Raw genomic sequence first — 21,823 nt, forward strand, 5'->3', positions numbered from 1 at the left:
GTAAGGCGAGAAGGGGAGGAAAAGTATTGTCGGCAACGACGAGTGTGAACACGACGGGAAAAAAGATAACCGGGGAGCTCACGCTCCCCGGGCAACGCCTTACAGCGACTTCACAAACGTCAGCAGATCTTCGTTCAACTGGTCCTGATGGGTCAGCGCAAAGCCGTGCGGTGCATTGTCATACACCTTCAGTTCCGCCTTGCTAATCAGCTCCGCCGCCACTTTGCCAGTGGTTTCGAACGGTACGATCTGGTCGTTGCTGCCGTGGATCACCAGCGTCGGCACGTCGACTTTCGCCATATCCGGGCGGAAGTCGGTTTCGGCGAAAGCGGTCACGCAGTCGAGGGTGCCTTTCAGCGACGCCAGCAGGGCGATGTTCAGGGTCTGTGTCAGGCCGCCTTCAGAGACGTTCTGCCCGGCGTTGAGGCCGTAGAACGGGGTGGCGAAATCGCTGATAAACTGGGCGCGATCTTTCAGCAGTCCGTCACGAATACCGGCGAAAACAGACTGATCCACGCCCTGCGGGTAGGAGTCGGATTTACCAAAGATCGGCGTTACCGCACCCAGCAGCGCCAGGCCTGCCACGCGCTCGGTGCCGTAGGTGCCGATATAACGGCTCACGTCGCCGCCGCCCATCGAGAAGCCCACCAGCGTCACGTCGCGCAGATCCAGCGTGGTGATCAGGTCGTTGATGTCAGAGGCAAAGGTGTCATAGTCGTAACCGTTCCACGGCTGATCTGAACGGCCAAAGCCGCGGCGGTCGAAGGCGATGGCACGGAAACCGCGCTCGGCCAGATAGTTAAGCTGGCTGTCCCACATGTCGGCATCCAGCGGCCAGCCGTGGCTGAACAGAACCGGTTTACCTGCACCCCAGTCTTTGTAGTAAATCTGAGTGCCATCTTTCGCTTTAATCGTCGCCATAGTCTCTTCCTCAAAAAGTTGTTTTAGGTTTTAAACCGGCGCCACCAGATAACGGGTCGCCGGGGGTGCATCGCCCTGATGAAAAGCCAGCACGCGGCTTTGCAGCAGGTGGTCATTCATGGTGTGACGCTCCTGCAGGCGCAGGTGTTCCACCCAGGATCCCATCAGGAAAGTCTCGATATAGAGACCCGGCTGGTCGATATCTTCATACACCGCCCAGCTGATGGCGCCCGCGCGGCGGCGCACCCGGCGCAGCTCGTGGACGGCCTGCAGGAAATCGCTTACCGCTTCAGGATCAATCAGATACTCACAGGAGACCAGTACCGGGCCGCGCTCGTTGGGGATGCTCTCCCGCGCGTCGTCGGCAATCAGGCCGCTGGTATCGAGGTTCAGGTTGGGATCTTTCTCCAGCTTCCAGCGCAGCACCGTGGCGCTGGCCAGCAGCATCCCGATAGTCGCCACACAGAGTGACGTGGCGGTGTTAACGTGCGAGGCAATCTGTCCCCAGATGGCGCTGCCCGCGGTCATCGAGCCGAAGAAGACCGTCAGATAGACCGCCAGCGCGCGGGCTTTTACCCAGCGTGCGGCGCTGCGCTGCGCCCCCAGGTTGAGGGTGGAGAGCACCGCAATCCACGCAAAGCCGGTAAAGAACTCAAACAGGTTCAGCAGCCAGAAGTGGCGCACAAAGGCCAGAGCCAGCATGGTGAGGGCGAAGACCAGGCTTGCCGCCACCATCAGCTGGTCGGCGTTCAGACGCTGGCGCAGACGCGGCAGCAGCACCGCCCCGGCAATCGCCCCCAGCCCGATGCAGGCCAGCATAATGCCGTACCCCGCCGGACCGAGGCCCAGCTCGCGACGCGCCACCAGCGGCAGCAGCGCCCAGCCCGCGCTGGCGAAGACGAAGAACGCCACGGTGCGGATCAACACGTTACGCAGCACCGGAGCAGCGTGGACGTAGCGCACCCCGGCGCGCACCGCCGAGAAGAAGTGCTCCGGCGGCAGGCGCTGCACGGATGCCGCAGGCTTCCAGCGCCACAGCACCCAGGCCACGCCCAACACCGACAGGGCGTTGAGCATAAACACCATCCACGGCCCGGCCAGCGAGAGCAAAAAGCCCCCCAGCGCCGGGCCGATGGCACGACTGATGTTCACCCCCAGCGAGTTCAGCGCTACCGCCGGGCCCAGCTCCGCCTTGCTCACCAGATCCGGCACCACCGCCTGGAACGGCGGCGAGCTCATGGCGCTGCCGACGCTCAGCAGAAACGCCGCGGCCAACAGCACCGTCGGCGTGACCTGCCCGGTAAAGCTCAGAACCGCCAGCCCCGCGGCGGCAATAAACATCCACAGCTGGGAGAAAAGCAGATATTTACGCCGGTCGACGATGTCCGCCATCACCCCGGAAGGCAGGGCGAAGAGGAACATCGGCAGGCTGCTCGCCGCCTGCACCAGAGCGATATCCAGCGGATCGGCGCTGAGGGTCAGCATGCTCCAGTTGACCCCCACGTCGCTCATCCAGGAGCCAACGTTGGAGACCACCGTGGCGATCCACAGCATGCGGAATACCCGCTGGTGCAGCGGCTGCCAGGTGGACATCGTCGGGGCAGGCGGATGTTCCACGTGCGCGTCGGTAATCTGGGTCATGCGAATCTCTCCGTGACACGCGAGCGTACCCGCCACGCGCCGGGGCCGGTGATCGCCAGCGTCGTAAAGATGATCAGCAGCAGCCAGCCAAACTGGCCTTCAGCAATCGACCAGCCCGGATGCACCACCAGCATCGCCACCAGCAGCACGGCGATGATCGGCACGCAGGCCAGCCGGGTCGCCACGCCGAACAGGATCAGGATCGGGCAGATCACTTCGGCGACGATCGCCGGGATCAGGCTGAAATACGGCCCGAAGCCAAAGGGATCTTCGATCCGCGTCAGTTCTTCGCTGAAATGCAGCACCTTCGGCAGGCCATGCACGTACAACAGCAGCAGGCTACCGGTGATGCGCAGGAAGAACAGCCCCAGGTCAATCCGGGGCAGGGTCTGTGTGTGTGAGTTCATCATGATTAAAACGCGAAGCAGCTGCAGCCCAGCGCTCCCCAGAAGGCGTTATCGTCGGACACCGGCATCTCTGCGCTGCGGGCGAAATCATGCCCGTGGTTATGTACCCCGCACGGGCCGCTGCAGTGGTGCACAGCCTGCATTCCCACGCGGGTGGCCTGCGGTGGCGCGCTGCGGTAGTGGCCTGGTACCTTGACCACCGGCGACCACTCCGGCAATACCGGGATGGATGGCGGGGCCAGCGGGCCGAAGCTGCCTGCGGCGTAGACGATGTTGCCATCCACCACCGTCAGCACCGACTCGATGCCTTTGATCTCCTCTTCCGGCACGCGGAAGAAGTCTTTGCTCAGCACCGCGAGATCCGCGAGCTGGCCTTTTTTGATCTGGCCTTTCTGGCTCTGCTCGTTGGAGAACCACGCGCTGCCCTGGGTCCAGAGCATCAGGGCGGTGTCGCGATCCAGACGGGCGCTGTGATCGTACATCTGCATCCCGCCCACGGTACGGCCAGAGACCAGCCAGTAGAGCGCGGTCCACGGGTTGTAGCTCGCCACGCGGGTAGCGTCGGTGCCCAGACCTACCGGCACGCCGGTCTCCAGCATCCGGGTGACCGGTGGCGTGTGGCGCACCGCTTCCATCCCGTAGCGTTCGGCAAAGTACTCGCCCTGGAAGGCCATGCGGTGCTGCACGGCGATGCCGCCGCCAAGGGCCTTGATGCGGTCGATGTTGCGCTGGGTGACGGTCTCGGCGTGGTCGAAGAACCAGTGCAGGCCGTTGAAGGGGATCTCCCGGTTGACCTTCTCGAAGACGTCCAGCATCCGGCTGATGGACTCATCGTAGGTGGCGTGCAGGCGGAACGGCCAGCGGTGCTCCACCAGATGGCGCACCACGCGCTCCAGCTCGTCCTCCATCCCAGGGGCCAGATCCGGGCGCGGCTCGAGGAAATCTTCGAAGTCGGCAGCAGAGAAGACCAGCATTTCGCCCGCGCCGTTATGGCGGAAGAAGTCGGTGCCCTGGCCCGGCTTGAGCATATCGGTCCACTTCTCGAAATCTTCCAGCTCGTGGCCAGGACGCTGGGTAAACAGGTTGTAGGCGATGCGGATCGTCATCTGCTTTTTCTCATGCAGCTCGGCGATCACCTCATAGTCTTCCGGGTAGTTCTGGAAACCGCCGCCCGCATCAATGGCGCTGGTCAGCCCCAGACGGTTCAGCTCGCGCATAAACTGGCGGGTAGAGTTCACCTGCTGTTCCAGCGGCAGTTTTGGCCCTTTGGCGAGGGTGGCGTAGAGGATCATGGCGTTCGGACGGGCGATCAGCATCCCGGTCGGGTTGCCGTTGGCGTCGCGCTGGATCTCACCACCCGGTGGGTTCGGCGTATCTTTGGTGTAACCGACGACCTTCAGCGCCGCGCGGTTGAGCAGGGCACGATCGTACAGGTGCAGGATAAAGACCGGGGTATCCGGCGCGGCGGCGTTGATCTCGTCCAGGGTCGGCATCCGGCGCTCGGCAAACTGGAACTCGTTCCAGCCGCCCACCACGCGGACCCACTGCGGAGACGGGGTGCGCAGGGCCTGCTCTTTCAGCATCCGCAGGGCGTCAGCCAGCGAGGGCACGCCTTCCCAGCGCAGTTCGAGGTTGTAGTTCAGCCCGCCGCGGATCAGGTGCAGGTGCGAGTCGTTCAGGCCGGGAATAGCGGTGTGGCCTTTCAGATCAACCACTTTGGTGGCGTCGTCGTGGTACTGCATCACCTCGGCAACGGTGCCCACTTCAAGGAATTTGCCGTCGCGCACGGCCACGGCTTCGGCAAGCGGGTTTTCACGATCGACGGTATGAAACTGGCCATTCACCAGAATCAAATCTGCTTTAGCAGAGGAAGTCATAACTGCTCCTGACTGAGAGGGGAAATGTCAGGATTATTGGAACCGGTTACCGGAAAAAACCAGTTATACAATGGGATAGCTATACCAAAGTATAACTATACCTGCGTATAACTATACGAAAGGTTAATTATACAAAGAGATAATTACGCCAGCGCGGAGAGTCATCCAGGATACAGGTATCGCATCGTCGCCGCGTCGTGCGACGGATTTCATCTGTTCACCTCACTGGATACCATTATGTCTAACTCAAAACTCGAAGTGTTAACCCCGGATAACTGTCAGATGATCTTCATCGACCAGCAGCCGCAGATGGCGTTTGGCGTGCAGTCTATCGACCGTCAGGTGCTGAAAAACAACGTGGTAGGGCTGGCGAAAGCGGCCAACGTGTTCAACATCCCAACCATCATCACCACCGTTGAAACCCAGAGCTTCTCCGGCAACACCTTCCCGGAACTGCTGGACGTCTTCCCGGGCAAAGACATTCTTGAGCGTACCTCCATGAACTCCTGGGATGACCAGAAAGTGCGTGACGCCCTGAAAGCTAACGGCAAGAAGAAAGTGGTGGTTTCCGGCCTGTGGACTGAAGTGTGCAACAACACCTTCGCCCTGTGCGCAATGCTGGAAGGCGACTACGAGATCTACATGGTGGCGGACGCGTCCGGCGGCACCTCAAAAGAAGCTCACGACTTCGCGATGCAGCGCATGATCCAGGCTGGTGTGATCCCGGTTACCTGGCAGCAGGTGTTGCTGGAGTGGCAGCGTGACTGGGCACACAAAGAGACCTACAACGCGGTGATGGATATCGTGCGTGAGCACTCCGGCGCCTACGGCATGGGCGTGGATTACGCCTACACCATGGTGCACAAAGCCCCATCTCGCCAGAAGAGCGAGCACGAAACCCTGGCGCCAGTCCCGGCTCCGGTTCGCTAAGTTTTCAGCGGCAGGCTGGGCCCTCATCCGGCCTGCCGTTGACCTCTCTGGAGTCCACCATGAGTACTGGGTTAATTTCCCTTGCGGCAGGCGTGTTAATCGGCCTGCTGTACGCGCTGCTGAAAGTCCGTTCCCCCGCACCGCCTGCGCTGGCGCTGATTGGCCTGCTGGGGATGCTGGCAGGCGAACAGGCCACCCGCCATTTTCTGCATGCTGATGACACCGCGCAAAAAGCGCCCGTCACCCTCTCCACAGGAGCCTCGTCATGAAAGCCTGGGTTGTTTCGCTGAGCTGTGGAATTCTGGCAGGGGTGATTTATGCCGCAATTGATGTACACTCGCCCGCGCCACCCGTTGTCGCCCTGTTAGGGCTGTTTGGCATGCTGGTGGGGGAACAGCTGATCCCGATTGGCCGCCGCCTGTTCAGCCGTCAGCTGACGATGAGCTGGTTTCGCCATGAATGCGTCCCCAAAATCAGCGGCACTGCGCCTCCACCCCGTCCCGGTGACGGTAGCGAGGGTTAATCACGTTTCGTTTGAGGAAAGAGAGCATGCCGCAGCGCATAGCCATCATTGATGATGAACGGTCTGTTCGCAGCGGGTTAAGCAACCTGCTGCAGTCGGAGGGGTACGCAACGGAAGCCTTCGACTCGGCGGAGTGTTTTCTCAGCCACCCCACCGCGCTGACAGACGCGGCGCTGGTGATTGTCGACATCCGCCTGCGCGGGATGACCGGGCTGGAGATGTTCGACAAACTGCGCCTTATCGCCACCTCGCCGCCCCCGCTTATTTTTATCTCCGGTCATGCGGATGACAATATCCAGCGCTACGCTGTTGATCACGGCGCCGTTGCTTTTTTGCGCAAGCCGATTAATGTCGATGTGTTGCTGGCGCACATTCATCGCGCGCTCACCACCTGACAACACCTGCAAACATCCCCACGAGAACCATTAATGAAGAACAATAAGGAACGTGGTTGACTGCTCCCCACCGTAAACGGCGAGGATTCCCACTTCACGGAGCCGAACCTAAGCCGCTTTATACGATTCAGGATTTACTGTCTCTCCATGGGCTAACACTGCCAGCCCGGCAGCTTTGATATTACGGGCCGCGTTAATGTCACGATCATGGTCTGCGCTGCATTCCGGGCAGCGCCATTTACGCACATTAAGAGGCATTTTTTGCATGGTGAAACCGCAGCAGCTACAGCGCTTTGAGGACGGGAAAAACGGATCGATAGCGACTACATTACGTCCCGCCCACTCGCCTTTATACTCAAGCTGGCGCACTAACTCACCCCAGCTTACATCGGCAATTGCTTTGGATAGCCGCGGATTGTGGAGCATATTTTTCACTTTGAGGGATTCAACGCAAACAACTTGGTTATCGTTAATCAATTTGCGGGATAGCTTGTGCAGATTATCCAGTCGGCAATCGGCAATTTTCGCGTGGAGTCGAGCTACCTTTAAGCGGGCTTTAGCGCGGTTATTCGAGCCTTTCGCTTTCTTGCTTAACCGGCGCTGGAGTAGCGCCAGGCGTGCCGCATACTTTGCAGTATGGCGGGGATTACCTTGTTTGAATCCGGCATCGGTGACGAACAAATGTTTTAAACCAATATCAATGCCGACCGTTTTAGCAGTGATCGGCAGTGGTACAGGTTCAAACTCGCACAGGCAGGATACGAAATACCGTCCGGCGGCATCTCTGGTGATGGTGATAGTGGAAGGGCTGGACGGCAAAGGGCGACTCCAGCGTACATCTAGCGGTACCTTGCTCTTGGCTATATACAGCTTGCCATCGCGGTATTTAAACGCACTGGCGGTCAATTCAGCGGCCTGTTTATGGCGCTTACTTTTGAATACTGGATATGCGGCACGACCTTCAAAGAAGTTTTTGAAAGCGTTCTGCTGGTGGCGCAGAGACTGCTGGAGTGGTACGCAAGAAACGTCATTGAGCCATGCAAGTTCGGGCTTCTTTTTCAGTGTTGTCAGATGTGCGCTGGCCTGTGTATAGCCGATTTTTTCCTGATGCTCGTTGTACGCATCAGTGCGCCAGCGGAGGATGTTGTTATAGACAAAACGCACACAGCCAAACGTCCGCGCTAAAAGCTCAGATTGTTCAGGTGTTGGATAAAACCGATATTTATATGCGCGTTTCATATCGTGCATATTAGGGTAAAAAAATATGAAATCACAAAAAGAAGTTAGATTAGGTACCACCAATTTTCCTTTACGCCCGACTGAATGAAGCCTCCAGGAGGCACTTTGATGAACAACCCATCGCTGCCTGCACTCTGGCCCGCCCCCGGAAATTTATCCGAAGGGCGGGCTTTTGTGCTTAAAGAAGACGTCATTTTTACCCCGCTGGGGCAGGAGGGGAGCCTCTGCTGGCTGAATGCCCGCCTGCCCAGCTCCGGCGGGTCGTTTATCATCGCCACCGGGGTGAGCGATGAAGAAGAGGCCAGCGCAACGCGCCTGCTGCGCAACGAGTTTGCCCTGCGGGAGTACCTGAGTGACGACTGGGCTATCCGCCCGGTGGCCAGCACGCAGTACCACGGGCGCTTTGCACTGGTTTATGCCCCCTTTTCATTTGTGCTGCTAACCAGGATTGTCGGCGCGCCGATAGCCTGTATCCAGAGCTTTCTCGATCTGGCGATCCGCATCAGCCTGCCTTTACGCCTGATGCACCTGCGCAACCTGGTGCATGGGGATATCAAGCCCGGCAATATCTTTATTCACGATGACAACAGCTGTCGGCTGGGAGGCTTTGGCCTGTCGTCCGGCACCTCAGAAGAGCTACAGCAGGCGCGGCTGACGACCATCGGCGGCACGCCCGCCTACATGTCGCCGGAGCACACCACCCGCACCCATCGGGCGGTGGACAGCCGCAGCGATCTCTACAGCCTGGGGGTGGTGTTCTACGAACTGCTCACCGGCAGCCTGCCGTTTGAACTGAGCGGCGAGGATCAGGGCAAGTGGGCGCACTATCACATCGCCTCCGAACCGCGCTCTCCCGACGCGGTGTACCCCGGCGTGCCCGCCATGCTGTCGGCTATCGTCCTCAAACTGCTGGCAAAAAAACCGGAGAATCGCTACCAGACCGTCGATGGCCTGATTGCCGACCTGCGCCGCTGCCAGGCCACCCTCAGCGACGACGGGGAGATTGCCGCCTTTACCCCTGGCCTGCAGGATCGCTCTCCGGCCTTTCATCTCACCGATACCCTTTACACCGCCCATCCCCAGGCGGCGGATCTGATCCACGCCTTTGACCGGGTGAGCCGCGATAAGCTCGCCGGATTTGTGGCCATCAGCGGCCCGTCGGGGATCGGCAAATCCTCGCTGATCGCCTCCGGGCTGAAAGCGTTGCAGCACCGCAGCGTGCTGCTGGCGGTGGGCAAGGTGGATCAGTTTTCCCCCACGCTGCCCTATGCGGCGCTGACCTCGGCGTTTCGTACCCTGGTGCTGCATCTGCTGGGGCTGTCGGCGGAGGAGGTGGCCCAGTGGAAGGTCCGTCTGTCGCGCGAGCTGGAGGGCTACGAAGCCTTAGCCGTCAGCCTGGTGCCGGAGCTGCGGCTGCTGCTGGAGAGCAAACCGCGCTTCTCCAGCGACACTTTCTCCATCGATGCCCGGGCGCGCTTCAGCCACATGGTGCTGGCCCTGGTCAACACCTTCGCCAGCGCGGGCAGCCCGCTGGTGCTGCTGCTGGACGATATCCACTGGATCGACCCCGCCAGCCTGCAAATTCTCGAGTATCTGCTGACCCATGGCGGCAGCGTGCCGCTGCTGATGGTGGTGGCGCACCGGGATGCCTGCTCGCTGCCGGACAATGTCCTGCACAATCAGCTGGCCAGCCTGCACCGGGCCTCGCGCAATACCACCGAGCTGCGCCCGGAGCCGCTGTCGGTGAAGGCGGTCTCGCGCTGGCTGGCGAGCATCTTCCATACCCGCTCGGCGAACACCGCCGATCTGGCCGGGCTGATCCACGAAAAAACCGGCGGCAACCCGCTGTTTGTGCATGAGTTCTTTCGCCGCATCGTTGATGACGGGCTGGTGACGCACAATAAATATCAGGATAAGTGGCACTACGATCTGCACGCCATCCGCATCCGGCACTACACCGAAAACGTGGTCACCCTGGTGCTGCAGCAGCTGGAGGAGATGCCGGAAGAGACCCGGCGGCTGTTGGGCAGCATCGCCTGTCTCGGCGGCAGCGGCGAGCTGGAGATGGTCTGCCGCGTGGTGGCGATGTCGGTGCCGGAGATCCGCTATGCCCTGCACCCGGCGGTGACGGCGCAGCTGCTGACCCTCAGCGACGGCAGCTATGCCTTTACCCACGACCGGGTGCAGGAGGCGGCCTTCGCTCTGCTGGATAACGCCGAGCGCAGCCGTCTGCACCTTACCACCGCCAGCCTGCTGGCGGAGTCGGCCCGTCAGGCGGCGGGCAACGAGATCCTGTTCCGCGCCGTGCATCACGTCACGGCGGCGCTGGACTGTATTCAGCCTGCGCCCCAGCGGGAGATGTTCCGCGAGCTAAGCCTGCTGGCGGCCCGCCGCGCCCGGCGCTCGGGGGATTACCTCTCGGCCCTGAGCTATATCCAGACCGCCCGCGCGCTGGGCAACGCCGGTGCGCTGCCGGAGAGCGCCAGCGACTTCACCCTGGACAGCGAGGAGGCCGGGTGCCAGTTCGCGCTGGGCAATCTCGACAGCACTCGTCAGCTGTGCGACCGCATTCTCAACTCCCCCGGCGGGCTGGCGGAAAAAGCGCGGGCGGCCAACCTGCTGGCCGAAGTTTATATGCGCCAGTCCGATAACCAGCTGGCGCTGGAGGCGACCCTGAGCTGGCTGGCGGTGTTTGGCATTCATGTCAGCCGCCACCCGGAAGCCGCCGAATGCGACGAGGCCTGGCACAGCCTGTGCAACCGCGTCGGCGATAACCCGCAGGAACACTTTGCCGGGCTGCCGCTGATGAACGACGGCGACACCGAAGCGGTGATGAATCTGCTCAACAGCGCCTGCGTGTTCGCTAGCTTTACCCGCTCGCGCCTGCATTTCGTTCTGCTGTGCCGGATGATGCACCTGACCCTCGATCACGGCATTACCGGCGCCTCCGCCCCGGCGATCGCCTGGTTCGGGGTGCTGATTGGCCACCGTTACGCCGAGTATCGTCTCGGGTTCCAGTACGGCATCCTGGCGCGGGATCTGGTCAACCGCCACGGCTTCGACGCCTTTGAGGCCAAAACCCTGCTGCCGCTGGATCAGCTCAGCGTCTGGACCCAGCCGCTCTCCTGGGCCATCGAGTGCGCCAAAGCCTGCTTCACCTCCGCCGTCACTCACGGAGACATGACGATGGCCTGCTTTGCCGCCTGCCACCAGGTGATCAACTTCCTCACCCGGGGCGATCACCTCGATGGGGTGCTGACCAGCATTGAGCGCGGCCTGGCCTTTGTGCGCAAAACCCATTTCCAGGACGTGGAGGCGATCCTGATGATCCAGCGCCACTACGTGGAGCACCTGCGCACTCCGGTGAGCGGCCACTGGACCGCCATCGACGTGCTGCCGGAGTCCCTGCTGCCTGCCGCGCCAGAGCAGGCCACGGAGCAGACCTCCACCATGCTGTTCTGGTTCTGGCTCTACCGCGGGATGGCCCACTTCGCCTGCGGCGAGTTCCCGCAGGCGGCGGATAACCTTGCCCAGGCCGGGCGATTTGCCTGGTCCGCGCCGGGCCATATTCATCTTCTGGATTACCATCTTTACAGCGCCCTGACGCTCTCGCAGCAGCTGACGCCGGAGACCTTTTCCGCCGATCTGCGCCGTCAGATCCACCTTCATTACGACAAAATCGTTCTCTGGGCGCGGATCAATCCCGGCACCTTTGCTGATAAAGAGGCGCTGATCTACGCCGAGATCGTACGGCTCGACGGCATGAACAGCATCGCCCTTGAGCAGTACGAGAAGGCGGTGCGGCTATCGCGCGAGGGAGGCTTTAACGCGTTCAACGCTCTGGCCCACGAGCTGGCCGGACGCTTCGCCCACGCCTGCGGCTACACCACCGCCGCCGATGCCCATTTCCGCGGGGCGATGACCGCCTGGGGCCGGGCCGGGGCGCAGTCTAAAGTGCGCCAGCTGGAGCGGGATTTCCCCTACCTGCTGACTCCCGGTCAGGCCAACGCCTGGGACACGGTGACCTTTGCCCGCAACGAGGAGATCCGCGATCTGCAGAGCGTGATCAAGGCCTCGCGCGCCCTGTCGGAGGAGATCAACCTCGAGCGGCTGATCGAAACCCTGATGACCATCCTGCTGGAGCGGGCCGGGGCCCAGCGCGGCTTGTTGATTCGGGTGAATGACAACAACATCCCGGAGATCGAGGCCAGCGCCAGCACTACCACCGACGGGGTGCGGGTGCAGATCCGCAAACAGGTGCCGCTGGCCACCGACATGCCGCTGACGGTACTGGCGGCGGTGATCCGCACCGGGCAGGAGATCCACACCGGCAAACCGGAGGAGTTCCATCCTTTCAGTCAGGACCCGTATCTGGTGACCTCCGGCGCGGCGGTGATGTGCGTCCCGATGTTCAAACAGGCGCGGCTGGTGGGGGTGCTCTATCTGGAGAACCGCCTGATGCCGGAAGTCTTTACCGTGGAACACTCCCGGGTGGTGAGCCTGCTGGGGGCGCACGCCGCCATCTCGCTGGAGACCGCCCGGCTGTATGCCGAGCTGCTGGAAGAGAACCTCCAGCGCCGTCGGGTTGAGAAAGAGCTACGGGCCAGCCAGACCTCGCTGATGCTCGGGGAGCAGATCAGCCACACCGGCAGCTGGCGCTGGGAGCTGCAGCAGGATCTGATGTTTATGTCGGAAGAGTACGCCCGCATCCTTGGCCTGCCCGAAAAGCAGAAGATGATCTCGATGGCCGAGTTCCTGACGTTTGTGCATCAGGATGACTATCCGCGCATCAGCACCCTGGTGACGGAGAGCGTGCGCGATGGCCTGACCATGCGCGCCGAGTTCCGCATCATCCGCGCCGACGGCGCCACCCGCACCATTCTGGGGATTGGCGATCCGGTGGGGGTGGGCAGCGAAGTGAACGAGTATTACGGCATCATCACCGACATTACCACCCAGCGGACGGCGGAAGACGCCATGCGGGTGGCGCAGGCGGAGCTGGCCCGCGTCGCGCGCGCCACCACCGTCGGGCAGCTCACCTCGTCGATAGCCCATGAGATCAACCAGCCGCTGATGTCGATTGTTGCCAACGCCGGGGCCAGCCTGCGCTGGCTCAACCGCGATCCGGCCCGGCTGGATAAGGCCCGCATCGGGCTGGAGGAGATCGTCTCCGAGGGCGAGCGGGCAGGGGAGATCATCCGCAGCCTGCAATCCCTCACCCGCAAGCAGGACCCGGCTTTCGCCCGCATCGATCTGCACCATCTGGTGCGGCACATTATCACCCTGTCGCGCAGCGAGCTGGAGCAGCGACGCATCAGCGTCAACTATGCCCTGGCGGCGGCGGACAGCTTTATCGTGGGGGACAGCGTGCAGATCCAGCAGGTGCTGCTGAACCTGGTGATGAACGCGGTGGAGGCGATGGCTGAGATCAAGGATCGTCCCGGCACCCTGCTGCTGTCGACGTCGAACCCGGAGGGCGGGGGGATTACCTTTGAAATCGCCGACAGCGGTACCGGCATCGGGCCGGGGATGAGCGAGCGCATCTTTGACTCGTTCTACTCCACCAAAGCCCAGGGGATGGGGGTGGGACTGACCATCAGCTACAGCATTATCGAGCGGCACCGGGGCAAGCTGACGGCCCGCAATCGCGAGCCGCACGGCTGTATCTTCGCCTTTACCCTGCCGCTGGCAGCGAGCGAGGAATCACTCTGACGGCAGGCTTCAGGTCAGGCGCTCGGCGGCCCTGACCAGATCCGCCAGCGAGCGGGCCTGCATCTTGTCCATCACCCGGCGGCGATGGACTTTAACGGTGATTTCGCTGACACCCAGCTCGGCAGCAATCTGCTTGTTCAGCAGGCCGCTGATCGCCAGCTGTAAAACCTGCTGCTCACGCGGGGTGAGGGAGAGATGGCGCTGTTTCAGGGAGTACTGCTCCCGCAGGTGCGAGGCATTATCTTCCGCCAGCTTCAGCGCCGCACCAATCGAGTCGATCAGATCGTTCGATGCGACCGGCTTGGTGAGAAACTCGTACGCGCCGCCCTTCATCGCCTTCACCGACATGGGAATGGTCCCGTGCCCGGTGAGGTAGATAATTGGGATTTCGCGCCCACCGGCCTTCAGGGCATCCGCCACCTCAAACCCGCTGATGGTCGGCATCTGCATATCGAGGATCACGCAGGAGGGCACATCTTCAAAGGTGTGTTGCAGAAAAGATTCTGCCGAAGAAAAATCGAGGGCGTTCAGCCCGGCAGACTCCAGCAGCCCAACCACGGACCGCCTGACAGCGTGATCATCATCAACGACGTAAACAATGTGTTCCATTAATAGCCCCAATGATTCAGCCTGACAGAGATGAGAGGATTTTCGCTCAGCGTGAAAACCACCCCCTGATGTTCAAGCGATTATGGTGGCAGCCTTCGAACGCAACTACTCTAACACATTAATTCTCATTATCATTTAACAATATGATAACTATATGAAAGCAATATGTGGTTTTTCAAAACCGCTTTTCACATTGAGTAAGCGTAGGCCAGAAATGGTTAAATTGTCGGCAATTGAGAAGGGGTGAGTGATAAACGCAGTGGGTTCAGGCGCATGCCGGAGAGAGGGCTAAATCATTACTCTATATTTTTCCAGCTCAGTCACTGTTTTCGGCAAGCCCAGCTGTAGCAGGCCTTGCAAAAATTGGTCTGGGGTGAGGGGGGATGACGCAGGTGCGAACGCTGCATTCTCACCGCTTCGAGAACCAGCGCATGGTTCAGGTCAAAAAGGTCTGATAAGAACTCATCAGGGTGAAGCGCTTTGACATCAAATTCAGCCAGGTTTCCGCCAGGAAAATCGACAAGGTTGTAGGTCACAATCACTTCGGAATCCGAACGAATAGCTGCGGCGAGCACATGCCTGTCATCCTGATCCGGCAGGTTAAGGCCATCAATAATGCTCTCATACCCTGATACGAAGGCGTCGCCGAAGGCTTTATTCATTAGCATTTCGGTGCGCTTCAGCTGGTCTGGGGTGATATCAGGGCGATTAATAAGCAGATTTCGCTGCCATTCATCGTGTATCTGGGTAGTCCATTTGGGCTGATATAAGCCAGTCTTCCCTATGTGCATGAGAAGATCCCGCAGCATTGATGGGTATAGCACGCAGGCATCAAGAACGACGGGATAGGGTGAGTGTGTCATCAGTAAAAGCCAAGCTCCTGACTTTGTTCCGCCAGCTCGCGAAGTGCTTGTATGCTTTCTGCATCACGCTGATCTTTGTACTTCATCAGGTCTGCAAAAAGAATACGGCGATGACGGCCAGTTTTATGGAACGGTAGCTTGCCTTCCTCGAGAAGTTTCACCATATGTGGGCGAGAAACATTCAGGATATTGGCTGCTTCCTGCGTAGTTAGTTCGGCATGCACAGGCACAACCTGGACGGCGTTGCCCGCAGCAAGTTCACCGAGAATACTCATCAGAAGCGTCAGTGAAGAGGTTGGCAGCTCTATTTGATGAGTGACATCCTGTGCATCCTGGATCGTAATTTTTTGCGTTTCCTGCTTTGTGGACAGAAACGTAGCAAGCTCCCTTTGTCCGCGTACAGCTGCCTCAATCTCCTTTGGAGCCGGTAACGTAAGGCTGTTCAGAAGTGAGTTTGTCATTTCAGTATTCCAGTAGTGTCGAGTTTCATGTTTACGGTGAGTAAAAGTACACCATAGAGAACTGTAATCGAAACAAACGAAAAGCACAACAAACGAAATAAACGAAAAAGCCCCGCATTGCGGGGCTTTTACTCCAGGTAGTATTCAGTGGGTACCCACTTCCCCACCAGCTCAATACGGTTCCCATCCGGATCCGCAATCACCGCCTCATAATAGCCATCTCCGGTCATTCGTGGGGCGCTCAGTAGCGTGTTGTTTAACCGCGCCTGCTCCGCCATGCGATCCACATCCGCTTTGCTCCCGACGTTCAGGGCGATATGCGCCCAGCCGATAAACTCCGGGTGGGCGGGGGCATCGGGCAGATCCGGGACGGTCATCAGCTCGATGGTCGGCCCGTCGCTGAGGGTCATAAAGTGCGATGCAAATCCCGGGCGGTTTTTACTCAGGTAGCGCTCGTTACAGCGTGCGCCAAACACCGTTTCCCAGAAGTGAACCTGGGCGTTCAGGTTGCGGGTCCAGAGTGCGACATGTGCAATATTCATCTTATCCCTCGCTGCGGGCGGGTTGGTTGGCGGTGACGGTCACAGACAGCGCGGCGACGACCAGCATCAGCACCATAATGACCATAAACGCCTGGGTTAACGAGGTGGCATGCGCCACGTAGCCGATAATCGCGGGTCCGGCGAGCACGCCGAGATAGCCCAGCGTGGTGATGGCCGGTACGGCAACCGCCTGCGGCATGCGGGTCTGACGGCCAACGGCGGAGAACATCACCGGCACGATATTGGCGCAGCCGGCACCCACCAGCACATAGCCGACCAGCGACAGCTGCCACTGCGGGACAAAGGTCACCAGCGCAAAGCCGACGGCAGCCACCAGCGCGCCGCCGACCACCGCACGCAGGGCGCCGGTACGGGCAATCAGTTTGTCGCCGGTTAAGCGGAAAAGGGTCATCGCCACCGCAAAGCAGGTGAAGCCCAGCCCGCCCAGCGACTCCGGTACGCCCCGCACTTCGGTCAGGAACACCGCGCTCCAGTCCAGCACCGTCCCTTCGGCGAGGAACACCGCAAAGCAGATGGCACCAATCAGCAGCACCACGCCGCGCGGTACGGCAAAGGCCGGGCCGGAGGCAGGGTTGGCCCACGGCAGCAGCCCTTTCAGGCTGGCGGCCAGCATCAGAATGACGCTCAGGATGATGATCAGACAGGCGGCAAAGGCGCTGGCTCCGAGGGTCAGCAGCAGGGTCATCGCCCCCGCGCCCGCAATCCCGCCGACGCTGTACATACCGTGAAAACCGGACATCACCGGCGTGGGCGAGTCGCGCTCGACGATGATCGCCTGAATGTTCATGGCGCAGTCTGTCACCCCCACGCCCACGCCGAACAGCAGCAATGCGGCGGCCAGCAGGCGCGGATCCGGAATGATCGCCAGCAGAGGCGTGGTGAGCATCACGATCGCCAGCGCGGTGACAATCACCCGACGGCAGCCGTAGCGGCTGGTCAGCATCCCGGTGAGCGGCATCGCAATCAGCGCCCCCATTCCCAGGCACAGCAGCAGCGAGCCGAGCGTGGCCTCGTTGACGCCAGTATTGGCCTTCGCGTAGGGCACCAGCACCGCCCAGGTGGCGGTGACGTAGCCGGCAATAAAAAAGACGATCCGGGTGGCAAGCCGCTGAACGGCGCCGGTGGTCTGCTGGGTCATTTCACATCCTTATAAGGTTTCAGTCCCGGGGAGGCCGGTGTTTTATGCTGCTCCTTTTCCCCGGCGCGCGCATTGGCGGTTACAGGCTCAAACAGGAAGCCGTCATGGGGCCTGGTGGCGGGCACCTGCTGGCGGTAATTATCATCGTATTTCATCGTGACGCTCCGGTTTAAGGCCTGGTGGATTGACAGAGCGCGCCGTCATGCAACATTATGCGCATTGTTGCTCGATTCAAATCCAGAGAAGATAATTTATGCTCGATTATGCAGCTTTCCCGGAACAACGACAAGATCTGATCCGCCAGATCCTGCAGGAAAATGGCAGGGTAGTGTGCGCCGAACTGGCGAACCGAATGCAGGTCTCGGAACACACCATTCGCCGGGATTTACATGAGCTTAGCAAAGAGGGGTTCTGTAAGAAGGTCTACGGCGGGGCGGTATTGCAGCTGGCGGATGCCGGGAACTTCTTTAGCCGCGAGCAAAAAAATTACGCAAAAAAGGTCACGATCGCGCAGAAAGCGGCAACCCTCATCAAACCAGGCAGCTCTATTTTTATTGATACCGGCACCACTAACCTCGCGCTGGCGAAGGCTTTGCCAGCGGATCTGGCGCTTACGGTGGTTACCAACTCTCCGGCCATTGCCACCGAACTGCTGCGTCATCCCCTGTGCGAGGTGATTATCACCGGCGGCCAGATCCAGCGCACCTCCGGCGGTGCGGTGGGGGCCACGGCGGCGAACCAGATCCAGGGGATTATTTTCGATCAGGCATTTATCGGCGGCTGCGCGATGGATCCGGGGATGGGGTTAACCGGGTTCGACTTTGCCGACTGCGAGTTCAAGAAAGCGGTGATCGCCCAGAGCAGCCAGACCATTGTGGCGCTCACCACCGATAAAATCCCCGGCGTGGCGCGCTTTGTGGTGGCGAAAAGCCGCGACATCGACGTGCTGGTGGTAGAGGCGAACCTGGATCAGGAGACGATCGCGGCCTTTGCGGCGCAGGATGTGCGGGTGATCATCACCTAACGTACCTCAAACACCACCGCCGTCCATTTGACTCTGGTATATGGCGGAAACGCGGGGCAAGGCTCAATCCGGGTACAGGCACCCGACCAGATAAAGGTATCCTCATCAATCCGGTACCAGTGCGGATTGCCCTGCACCGCATCGCCCACCACTGTCGCCTGCACGCTGATGCGGCTCCCCGCAGGCAGCTCGTCGGCCACAGGTGCGAAAACGGACGGGTTCTCTTTTCGCGTATAGACCCCCATCAAGGTCTTCACACAGGCGGAAACGGGCAATTCGATAAATGGGCTCATGGCAGGCCTCATAGCAATACACTCCTTGTCATTAACGATATAAGTCGCTCTGTAACTCGCGCTCACGATAAAGCGTGAAACTGTCAGGCTGTGTCATGCGAATGGCTGAATGCAGCAGATTTCATCCCCGCTTGACCCACGACAAGGCAGCCTGGCCCGGCCTCTTTCTATAATCAGGCCCGTTTGTCTTTTCACTGGTGCTAACCATGGCGTATCAACTCAACCTCAACTGGCCGGAATTTTTAGAAAAATACTGGCAAAAGAAACCTGTCGTATTAAAAAACGCCCTGCCCAATTTTATCGATCCTATCAGCCCGGATGAGCTGGCAGGGCTGGCGATGGAGCCGGAAGTGGACAGTCGCCTGGTCAGCCATAAAGAGGGTAAATGGCAGGCCAGCAACGGTCCGTTCGAGCACTTCGACGACTTAGGCGAAACCGGCTGGTCATTGCTGGCGCAGGCGGTCAACCACTGGCACGCTCCGGCTGCCGAGCTGGTCCGTCCGTTCCGCGTGCTGCCGGACTGGCGTCTGGACGACCTGATGATCTCCTTCTCCGTCCCGGGCGGCGGCGTGGGTCCGCATATCGACCAGTACGATGTGTTTATCATCCAGGGGATGGGCAGTCGTCGCTGGCGCGTAGGGGACAAACTGCCGATGCGCCAGTTCTGCCCGCATCCGGCGCTGCTGCATGTCGATCCTTTTGAGCCGATCATCGACGAAGATCTGGCCCCGGGCGATATCCTCTACATTCCACCTGGATTCCCGCACGACGGCTTCACCCATGAGACTGCCCTTAACTACTCGGTGGGCTTCCGTGGTCCGAACGGCCGGGATCTGATCAGCAGCTTTGCCGATTACGCGCTGGAAAACGATCTGGGCGGCGAGCACTACAGCGATCCGGATCTGACCTGTCGTGAACACCCGGGTCGGGTAGAGGAGTACGAACTCGAACGCCTGCGCAAGATGATGATCGAGATGATCAGCCAGCCGGATGACTTTAAGCAGTGGTTTGGTAGCTTCATCTCCACCCCGCGCCATGAGCTGGATATTGCCCCTGCCGAGCCGGAATATACGTCTGAAGAGGTGCTCGACGCGCTGCTGGGCGGTGAAATCCTGACGCGCCTAAGCGGGCTGCGGGTGCTGAATATCGGCGGTAGCGTCTTTATCAACAGCGAACAGCTGGAGACGGTGGATGCGACAGCGGCGGATGCCCTGTGCCGCTACACTGAGCTGGGCCAGGCGGAGCTCGGCGCTGCGCTGCAAAATCCGGCATTTGTAAAAGAGCTGACCGGTCTGATTAACCAGGGATACTGGTTCTTCGACGAGTGATCGTACCGGCGGCGCAGGGCGCAGGCCCCACGCCGCCAACGTTAAGCCGCGAGGATATGACAAGCTCTCCAGTAATCCAGAAGACGCTCGTCATCGCTTTCTCGCTCGGCTTTGCTTTTCATGGCCCGGGCAAGATTTTCTCTCGACACCTCCTGGCCTTTTTGCACAACCTCTAAAACCGCTTCACCAAGAGCCAGGGATATTTCGGTGTGATTTGCTTCTACCATATATGCCTCCGTGTTGAGTGCGTGATATTAATTATGTCGCACAGTAACGGGTGTAGAATATTTCTCGGCACATTCTTATATATTTAATATAACCTCCAGGCCGTTGCGTAAATAATGTTTCGAAATGCTAATGAAGCGGTAAATAACGAATTTATGGTCTACAGTTAGTTTCGTATCACAACGCGCAAACACATGATGAGGAGAATTAACCATGGTAAACAAGAGTGAAATCAAGGAACATGCTCCGGTTGTTGCAAGCTGCGGTCACCATGTCGGCACGGTTGACCATCTTGACGGCGAGCGTATTAAGCTGGCAAAAAACGATTCCGAATCCGGCGGCAAACACCATTATATCCCGCTGGAATGGGTCGATAAAATTGACGGCAATAAAGTGGTGCTGAATAAAAATCATGAAGAGACGTTTGCGAGCTGGCAAGAGGCGTAATGCTCTGACGATCCACTTTATTAATATTTGGCTCTGGCGTTTCGCCGGAGCTTAATATTGCTGAAAAGGCGGCAATTTTACCTGCATTGCCGCCGCGCTAAAGGAGTGATACTGTTTTATTTTTAATAGCTTCCTCCAGGCGCAGGCATGTCCAACACAAGGCTCCATAATCCGACCGCTGCAACGAAAAAAACCTTTTCCGTGGCAGACTTTAAGGTATTTGGCGAGCGCTACGGCATTGACTACCGCTTTCCCCTGCTGACCGATACCTGTGCCAACACCAGCCCCGTGCTGCACGGTGATGTCGAAGAGATGACTCTCCCGTCCGGCATTTCGTTAACCCATTCCGATGTACGCGTGCTGCAACCCTATGAAACCACCTCTCGCCACAGCAGTCCCTTGTACGTGCTGGTGGTGCTGGAAGGTTGCGTGACCCTGACCCTAAGCGGCGAAGTTTACTCTGTCCGGCCCGGCATGGCGTTCAGCGCCAGGCTGAGCGAACAGCAGGCAATGTCTGCCCGTCACGATGCGGATATTGCCCTGAAAACCCTCTCCTTTGGCGTCTACCCTGACGATGCCCGCCGTGAAAGCCTGCTCGCCTCTCTGCTGACGCAGTGGGAGAAACTTAACGCGCCCACCTTTGTCTGGCAGGTACCCGATTTTGTGCTGGCCGGCATTCAGCATGCCCGACAGCGCGAGCGGAGCAGCCTCTCGCGCCAGCTGCTGCTGGAAGGGGTGATGTACCAACTGCTGGGCCACGGCCTGCACCTGCGGGAGCAGCAGGGTACGGCGCTGGCAGCGGCGTCCAGCGGGGAGCACGCCCGGCTGGAGCAGATCCGCCACCTGCTGGAACAGGCCCCGGAGCAGGATTACACCCTCGCCCAGCTGGCGGCCCGGGCGGCGATGAGCCCCAGCAGCCTGCGGAGTAAATTCCGTCAGGCCTACGGCTGCACGGTGTTCGACTACCTGCGCGACTGTCGTCTGGCGCAGGCGCGGCGCTATCTGCTGGAAGGCCACAGCGTCCAGCAGGCGGCGTGGATGTCGGGCTATCAGCACGCCACCAACTTTGCCACCGCCTTTCGTCGTCGCTACGGCGTCTGTCCCGGCACGATCCGCAGCAGTAGTTAACCCGCTTTTCCCCGATCGCCAACGTTATTGATGCGGTTTGGCATTACGCATACGTACTCTGGCGGCGCGCATAGCTATCTTCCAAATGAAAAAGGTAAT

At 59.8% G+C, this 21,823-nt stretch carries 22 protein-coding genes; 9 read left to right on the forward strand and 13 right to left on the reverse strand.

Features of this window, described 5'->3' with window-relative positions:
• Positions 1-99: 99 nt before the first annotated feature.
• Genes SOM40_RS02515 through SOM40_RS02530 form a run of 4 tightly spaced genes read right to left on the reverse strand, consistent with a single transcriptional unit; the run spans position 100 to position 4,846 of the window.
• Entirely contained in the window at positions 100-921 is an 822-nt protein-coding gene (locus SOM40_RS02515; protein WP_166181463.1) for an alpha/beta fold hydrolase, read from the reverse strand.
• 30 nt (positions 922-951) lie between these two features.
• Positions 952-2,562, reverse strand: coding sequence for an MFS transporter (locus SOM40_RS02520; protein WP_320529887.1), 1,611 nt, complete (start codon positions 2,560-2,562; stop codon positions 952-954).
• Positions 2,559-2,969 carry a DoxX family protein gene (locus SOM40_RS02525; protein WP_370635197.1) on the reverse strand — a complete coding sequence of 137 codons (411 nt, stop codon included), beginning with the start codon at positions 2,967-2,969 and terminating at the stop codon, positions 2,559-2,561. Before SOM40_RS02525 ends, SOM40_RS02520 begins: the two co-directional genes overlap by 4 nt.
• Positions 2,970-2,974: 5 nt before the next feature.
• Positions 2,975-4,846: an amidohydrolase gene (locus SOM40_RS02530; protein WP_320529888.1), complete on the reverse strand. Its 1,872-nt coding sequence runs from the start codon at positions 4,844-4,846 to the stop codon at positions 2,975-2,977.
• A gap of 237 nt (positions 4,847-5,083) precedes the next feature.
• On the opposite strand from SOM40_RS02530, the gene SOM40_RS02535 reads away from it, so the two are divergent.
• From SOM40_RS02535 to SOM40_RS02550, 4 genes are read left to right on the forward strand one after another with little or no spacing between them, the layout of a single operon-like run.
• Positions 5,084-5,776: a hydrolase gene (locus SOM40_RS02535; protein WP_106995638.1), complete on the forward strand. Its 693-nt coding sequence runs from the start codon at positions 5,084-5,086 to the stop codon at positions 5,774-5,776.
• A gap of 59 nt (positions 5,777-5,835) precedes the next feature.
• Complete coding sequence (locus SOM40_RS02540) at positions 5,836-6,045, forward strand: DUF1427 family protein (RefSeq protein WP_032616311.1); 210 nt, start codon at positions 5,836-5,838, stop codon at positions 6,043-6,045.
• Positions 6,042-6,299 (forward strand): DUF1427 family protein, encoded by a 258-nt coding sequence (locus SOM40_RS02545; RefSeq protein ID WP_106995639.1) that lies wholly within the window; start codon positions 6,042-6,044, stop codon positions 6,297-6,299. Before SOM40_RS02540 ends, SOM40_RS02545 begins: the two co-directional genes overlap by 4 nt.
• Before the next feature lie 26 nt (positions 6,300-6,325).
• A complete protein-coding gene (locus SOM40_RS02550; protein WP_320529889.1) occupies positions 6,326-6,694 on the forward strand; it encodes a response regulator transcription factor in 369 nt (122 codons plus the stop codon).
• Positions 6,695-6,802: 108 nt separating this feature from the next.
• On the opposite strand, the gene SOM40_RS02555 is transcribed toward SOM40_RS02550, so the two are convergent.
• The gene (locus tag SOM40_RS02555; RefSeq protein WP_312189780.1) at positions 6,803-7,933 is read right to left on the reverse strand and encodes an RNA-guided endonuclease InsQ/TnpB family protein; all 1,131 of its coding nucleotides are present in this window, start codon (positions 7,931-7,933) and stop codon (positions 6,803-6,805) included.
• Between the two features lie 108 nt (positions 7,934-8,041).
• Here SOM40_RS02555 and SOM40_RS02560 point away from each other — a divergent pair, with 108 nt between their 5' ends.
• Positions 8,042-13,645 (forward strand): trifunctional serine/threonine-protein kinase/ATP-binding protein/sensor histidine kinase, encoded by a 5,604-nt coding sequence (locus tag SOM40_RS02560; protein WP_320529890.1) that lies wholly within the window; start codon positions 8,042-8,044, stop codon positions 13,643-13,645.
• 9 nt (positions 13,646-13,654) lie between these two features.
• Here SOM40_RS02560 and SOM40_RS02565 read toward each other — a convergent pair whose 3' ends face one another.
• From SOM40_RS02565 to SOM40_RS02590, 6 genes are all read right to left on the reverse strand, one after another.
• Positions 13,655-14,254 carry a response regulator transcription factor gene (locus SOM40_RS02565; protein ID WP_106995642.1) on the reverse strand — a complete coding sequence of 200 codons (600 nt, stop codon included), beginning with the start codon at positions 14,252-14,254 and terminating at the stop codon, positions 13,655-13,657.
• 320 nt (positions 14,255-14,574) lie between these two features.
• Entirely contained in the window at positions 14,575-15,117 is a 543-nt protein-coding gene (locus SOM40_RS02570; protein ID WP_320529891.1) for a VapC50 family PIN domain-containing toxin, read from the reverse strand.
• Entirely contained in the window at positions 15,117-15,578 is a 462-nt protein-coding gene (locus SOM40_RS02575; protein ID WP_106995644.1) for a helix-turn-helix domain-containing protein, read from the reverse strand. Before SOM40_RS02575 ends, SOM40_RS02570 begins: the two co-directional genes overlap by 1 nt.
• Before the next feature lie 128 nt (positions 15,579-15,706).
• On the reverse strand, positions 15,707-16,120 hold the full coding sequence (locus SOM40_RS02580; RefSeq protein WP_320529892.1) for a VOC family protein: 414 nt from the start codon (positions 16,118-16,120) through the stop codon (positions 15,707-15,709).
• Position 16,121: 1 nt separating this feature from the next.
• Entirely contained in the window at positions 16,122-17,279 is a 1,158-nt protein-coding gene (locus SOM40_RS02585; protein ID WP_166181468.1) for an MFS transporter, read from the reverse strand.
• Positions 17,276-17,434 carry a hypothetical protein gene (locus SOM40_RS02590; protein WP_166181469.1) on the reverse strand — a complete coding sequence of 53 codons (159 nt, stop codon included), beginning with the start codon at positions 17,432-17,434 and terminating at the stop codon, positions 17,276-17,278. Before SOM40_RS02590 ends, SOM40_RS02585 begins: the two co-directional genes overlap by 4 nt.
• 98 nt (positions 17,435-17,532) lie before the next feature.
• Here SOM40_RS02590 and SOM40_RS02595 point away from each other — a divergent pair, with 98 nt between their 5' ends.
• On the forward strand, positions 17,533-18,303 hold the full coding sequence (locus SOM40_RS02595) for a DeoR/GlpR family DNA-binding transcription regulator (RefSeq protein WP_320529893.1): 771 nt from the start codon (positions 17,533-17,535) through the stop codon (positions 18,301-18,303).
• Here SOM40_RS02595 and SOM40_RS02600 read toward each other — a convergent pair.
• Positions 18,300-18,596, reverse strand: a complete 297-nt coding sequence (locus tag SOM40_RS02600; protein ID WP_320529894.1) for an SH3 domain-containing protein — start codon at positions 18,594-18,596, stop codon at positions 18,300-18,302. The two genes, SOM40_RS02595 and SOM40_RS02600, sit on opposite strands and share 4 nt — an antisense overlap.
• 206 nt (positions 18,597-18,802) lie before the next feature.
• Here SOM40_RS02600 and SOM40_RS02605 point away from each other — a divergent pair, with 206 nt between their 5' ends.
• Positions 18,803-19,924: a ribosomal protein uL16 3-hydroxylase gene (locus SOM40_RS02605; protein WP_312996632.1), complete on the forward strand. Its 1,122-nt coding sequence runs from the start codon at positions 18,803-18,805 to the stop codon at positions 19,922-19,924.
• Between the two features lie 41 nt (positions 19,925-19,965).
• On the opposite strand, the gene SOM40_RS02610 is transcribed toward SOM40_RS02605, so the two are convergent.
• Complete coding sequence (locus SOM40_RS02610) at positions 19,966-20,151, reverse strand: DUF2767 domain-containing protein (protein ID WP_106995658.1); 186 nt, start codon at positions 20,149-20,151, stop codon at positions 19,966-19,968.
• A 211-nt stretch (positions 20,152-20,362) separates the two neighbouring features.
• Here SOM40_RS02610 and SOM40_RS02615 point away from each other — a divergent pair, with 211 nt between their 5' ends.
• Together SOM40_RS02615 and SOM40_RS02620 are read left to right on the forward strand one after the other, a co-directional pair.
• Entirely contained in the window at positions 20,363-20,596 is a 234-nt protein-coding gene (locus tag SOM40_RS02615; protein ID WP_106995659.1) for a DUF2171 domain-containing protein, read from the forward strand.
• Between the two features lie 147 nt (positions 20,597-20,743).
• Positions 20,744-21,724, forward strand: a complete 981-nt coding sequence (locus SOM40_RS02620; protein ID WP_320529895.1) for a helix-turn-helix domain-containing protein — start codon at positions 20,744-20,746, stop codon at positions 21,722-21,724.
• Positions 21,725-21,823: the final 99 nt, after the last annotated feature.

This window comes from Leclercia sp. CFBP8987 (assembly GCF_034044995.2).
GTDB lineage: Bacteria > Pseudomonadota > Gammaproteobacteria > Enterobacterales > Enterobacteriaceae > Enterobacter > Enterobacter tamurae.

Excerpts from the sequence above, each read along its gene's own strand:
- SOM40_RS02615 (WP_106995659.1), top strand. The coding sequence starts at position 20,363 with ATGGTAAACAAGAGTGAAATCAAGGAACATGCTCCGGTTGTTGCAAGC.
- SOM40_RS02530 (WP_320529888.1), bottom strand. The coding sequence starts at position 4,846 with ATGACTTCCTCTGCTAAAGCAGATTTGATTCTGGTGAATGGCCAGTTT.
- SOM40_RS02515 (WP_166181463.1), bottom strand. The coding sequence starts at position 921 with ATGGCGACGATTAAAGCGAAAGATGGCACTCAGATTTACTACAAAGAC.
- SOM40_RS02545 (WP_106995639.1), top strand. The coding sequence starts at position 6,042 with ATGAAAGCCTGGGTTGTTTCGCTGAGCTGTGGAATTCTGGCAGGGGTG.
- SOM40_RS02535 (WP_106995638.1), top strand. The coding sequence starts at position 5,084 with ATGTCTAACTCAAAACTCGAAGTGTTAACCCCGGATAACTGTCAGATG.
- SOM40_RS02580 (WP_320529892.1), bottom strand. The coding sequence starts at position 16,120 with ATGAATATTGCACATGTCGCACTCTGGACCCGCAACCTGAACGCCCAG.
- SOM40_RS02600 (WP_320529894.1), bottom strand. The coding sequence starts at position 18,596 with ATGAGCCCATTTATCGAATTGCCCGTTTCCGCCTGTGTGAAGACCTTG.
- SOM40_RS02595 (WP_320529893.1), top strand. The coding sequence starts at position 17,533 with ATGCTCGATTATGCAGCTTTCCCGGAACAACGACAAGATCTGATCCGC.
- SOM40_RS02540 (WP_032616311.1), top strand. The coding sequence starts at position 5,836 with ATGAGTACTGGGTTAATTTCCCTTGCGGCAGGCGTGTTAATCGGCCTG.
- SOM40_RS02610 (WP_106995658.1), bottom strand. The coding sequence starts at position 20,151 with ATGGTAGAAGCAAATCACACCGAAATATCCCTGGCTCTTGGTGAAGCG.
- SOM40_RS02575 (WP_106995644.1), bottom strand. The coding sequence starts at position 15,578 with ATGACAAACTCACTTCTGAACAGCCTTACGTTACCGGCTCCAAAGGAG.
- SOM40_RS02525 (WP_370635197.1), bottom strand. The coding sequence starts at position 2,969 with ATGAACTCACACACACAGACCCTGCCCCGGATTGACCTGGGGCTGTTC.
- SOM40_RS02585 (WP_166181468.1), bottom strand. The coding sequence starts at position 17,279 with ATGACCCAGCAGACCACCGGCGCCGTTCAGCGGCTTGCCACCCGGATC.
- SOM40_RS02605 (WP_312996632.1), top strand. The coding sequence starts at position 18,803 with ATGGCGTATCAACTCAACCTCAACTGGCCGGAATTTTTAGAAAAATAC.
- SOM40_RS02560 (WP_320529890.1), top strand. The coding sequence starts at position 8,042 with ATGAACAACCCATCGCTGCCTGCACTCTGGCCCGCCCCCGGAAATTTA.
- SOM40_RS02620 (WP_320529895.1), top strand. The coding sequence starts at position 20,744 with ATGTCCAACACAAGGCTCCATAATCCGACCGCTGCAACGAAAAAAACC.
- SOM40_RS02550 (WP_320529889.1), top strand. The coding sequence starts at position 6,326 with ATGCCGCAGCGCATAGCCATCATTGATGATGAACGGTCTGTTCGCAGC.
- SOM40_RS02520 (WP_320529887.1), bottom strand. The coding sequence starts at position 2,562 with ATGACCCAGATTACCGACGCGCACGTGGAACATCCGCCTGCCCCGACG.
- SOM40_RS02555 (WP_312189780.1), bottom strand. The coding sequence starts at position 7,933 with ATGAAACGCGCATATAAATATCGGTTTTATCCAACACCTGAACAATCT.
- SOM40_RS02565 (WP_106995642.1), bottom strand. The coding sequence starts at position 14,254 with ATGGAACACATTGTTTACGTCGTTGATGATGATCACGCTGTCAGGCGG.
- SOM40_RS02570 (WP_320529891.1), bottom strand. The coding sequence starts at position 15,117 with ATGACACACTCACCCTATCCCGTCGTTCTTGATGCCTGCGTGCTATAC.
- SOM40_RS02590 (WP_166181469.1), bottom strand. The coding sequence starts at position 17,434 with ATGAAATACGATGATAATTACCGCCAGCAGGTGCCCGCCACCAGGCCC.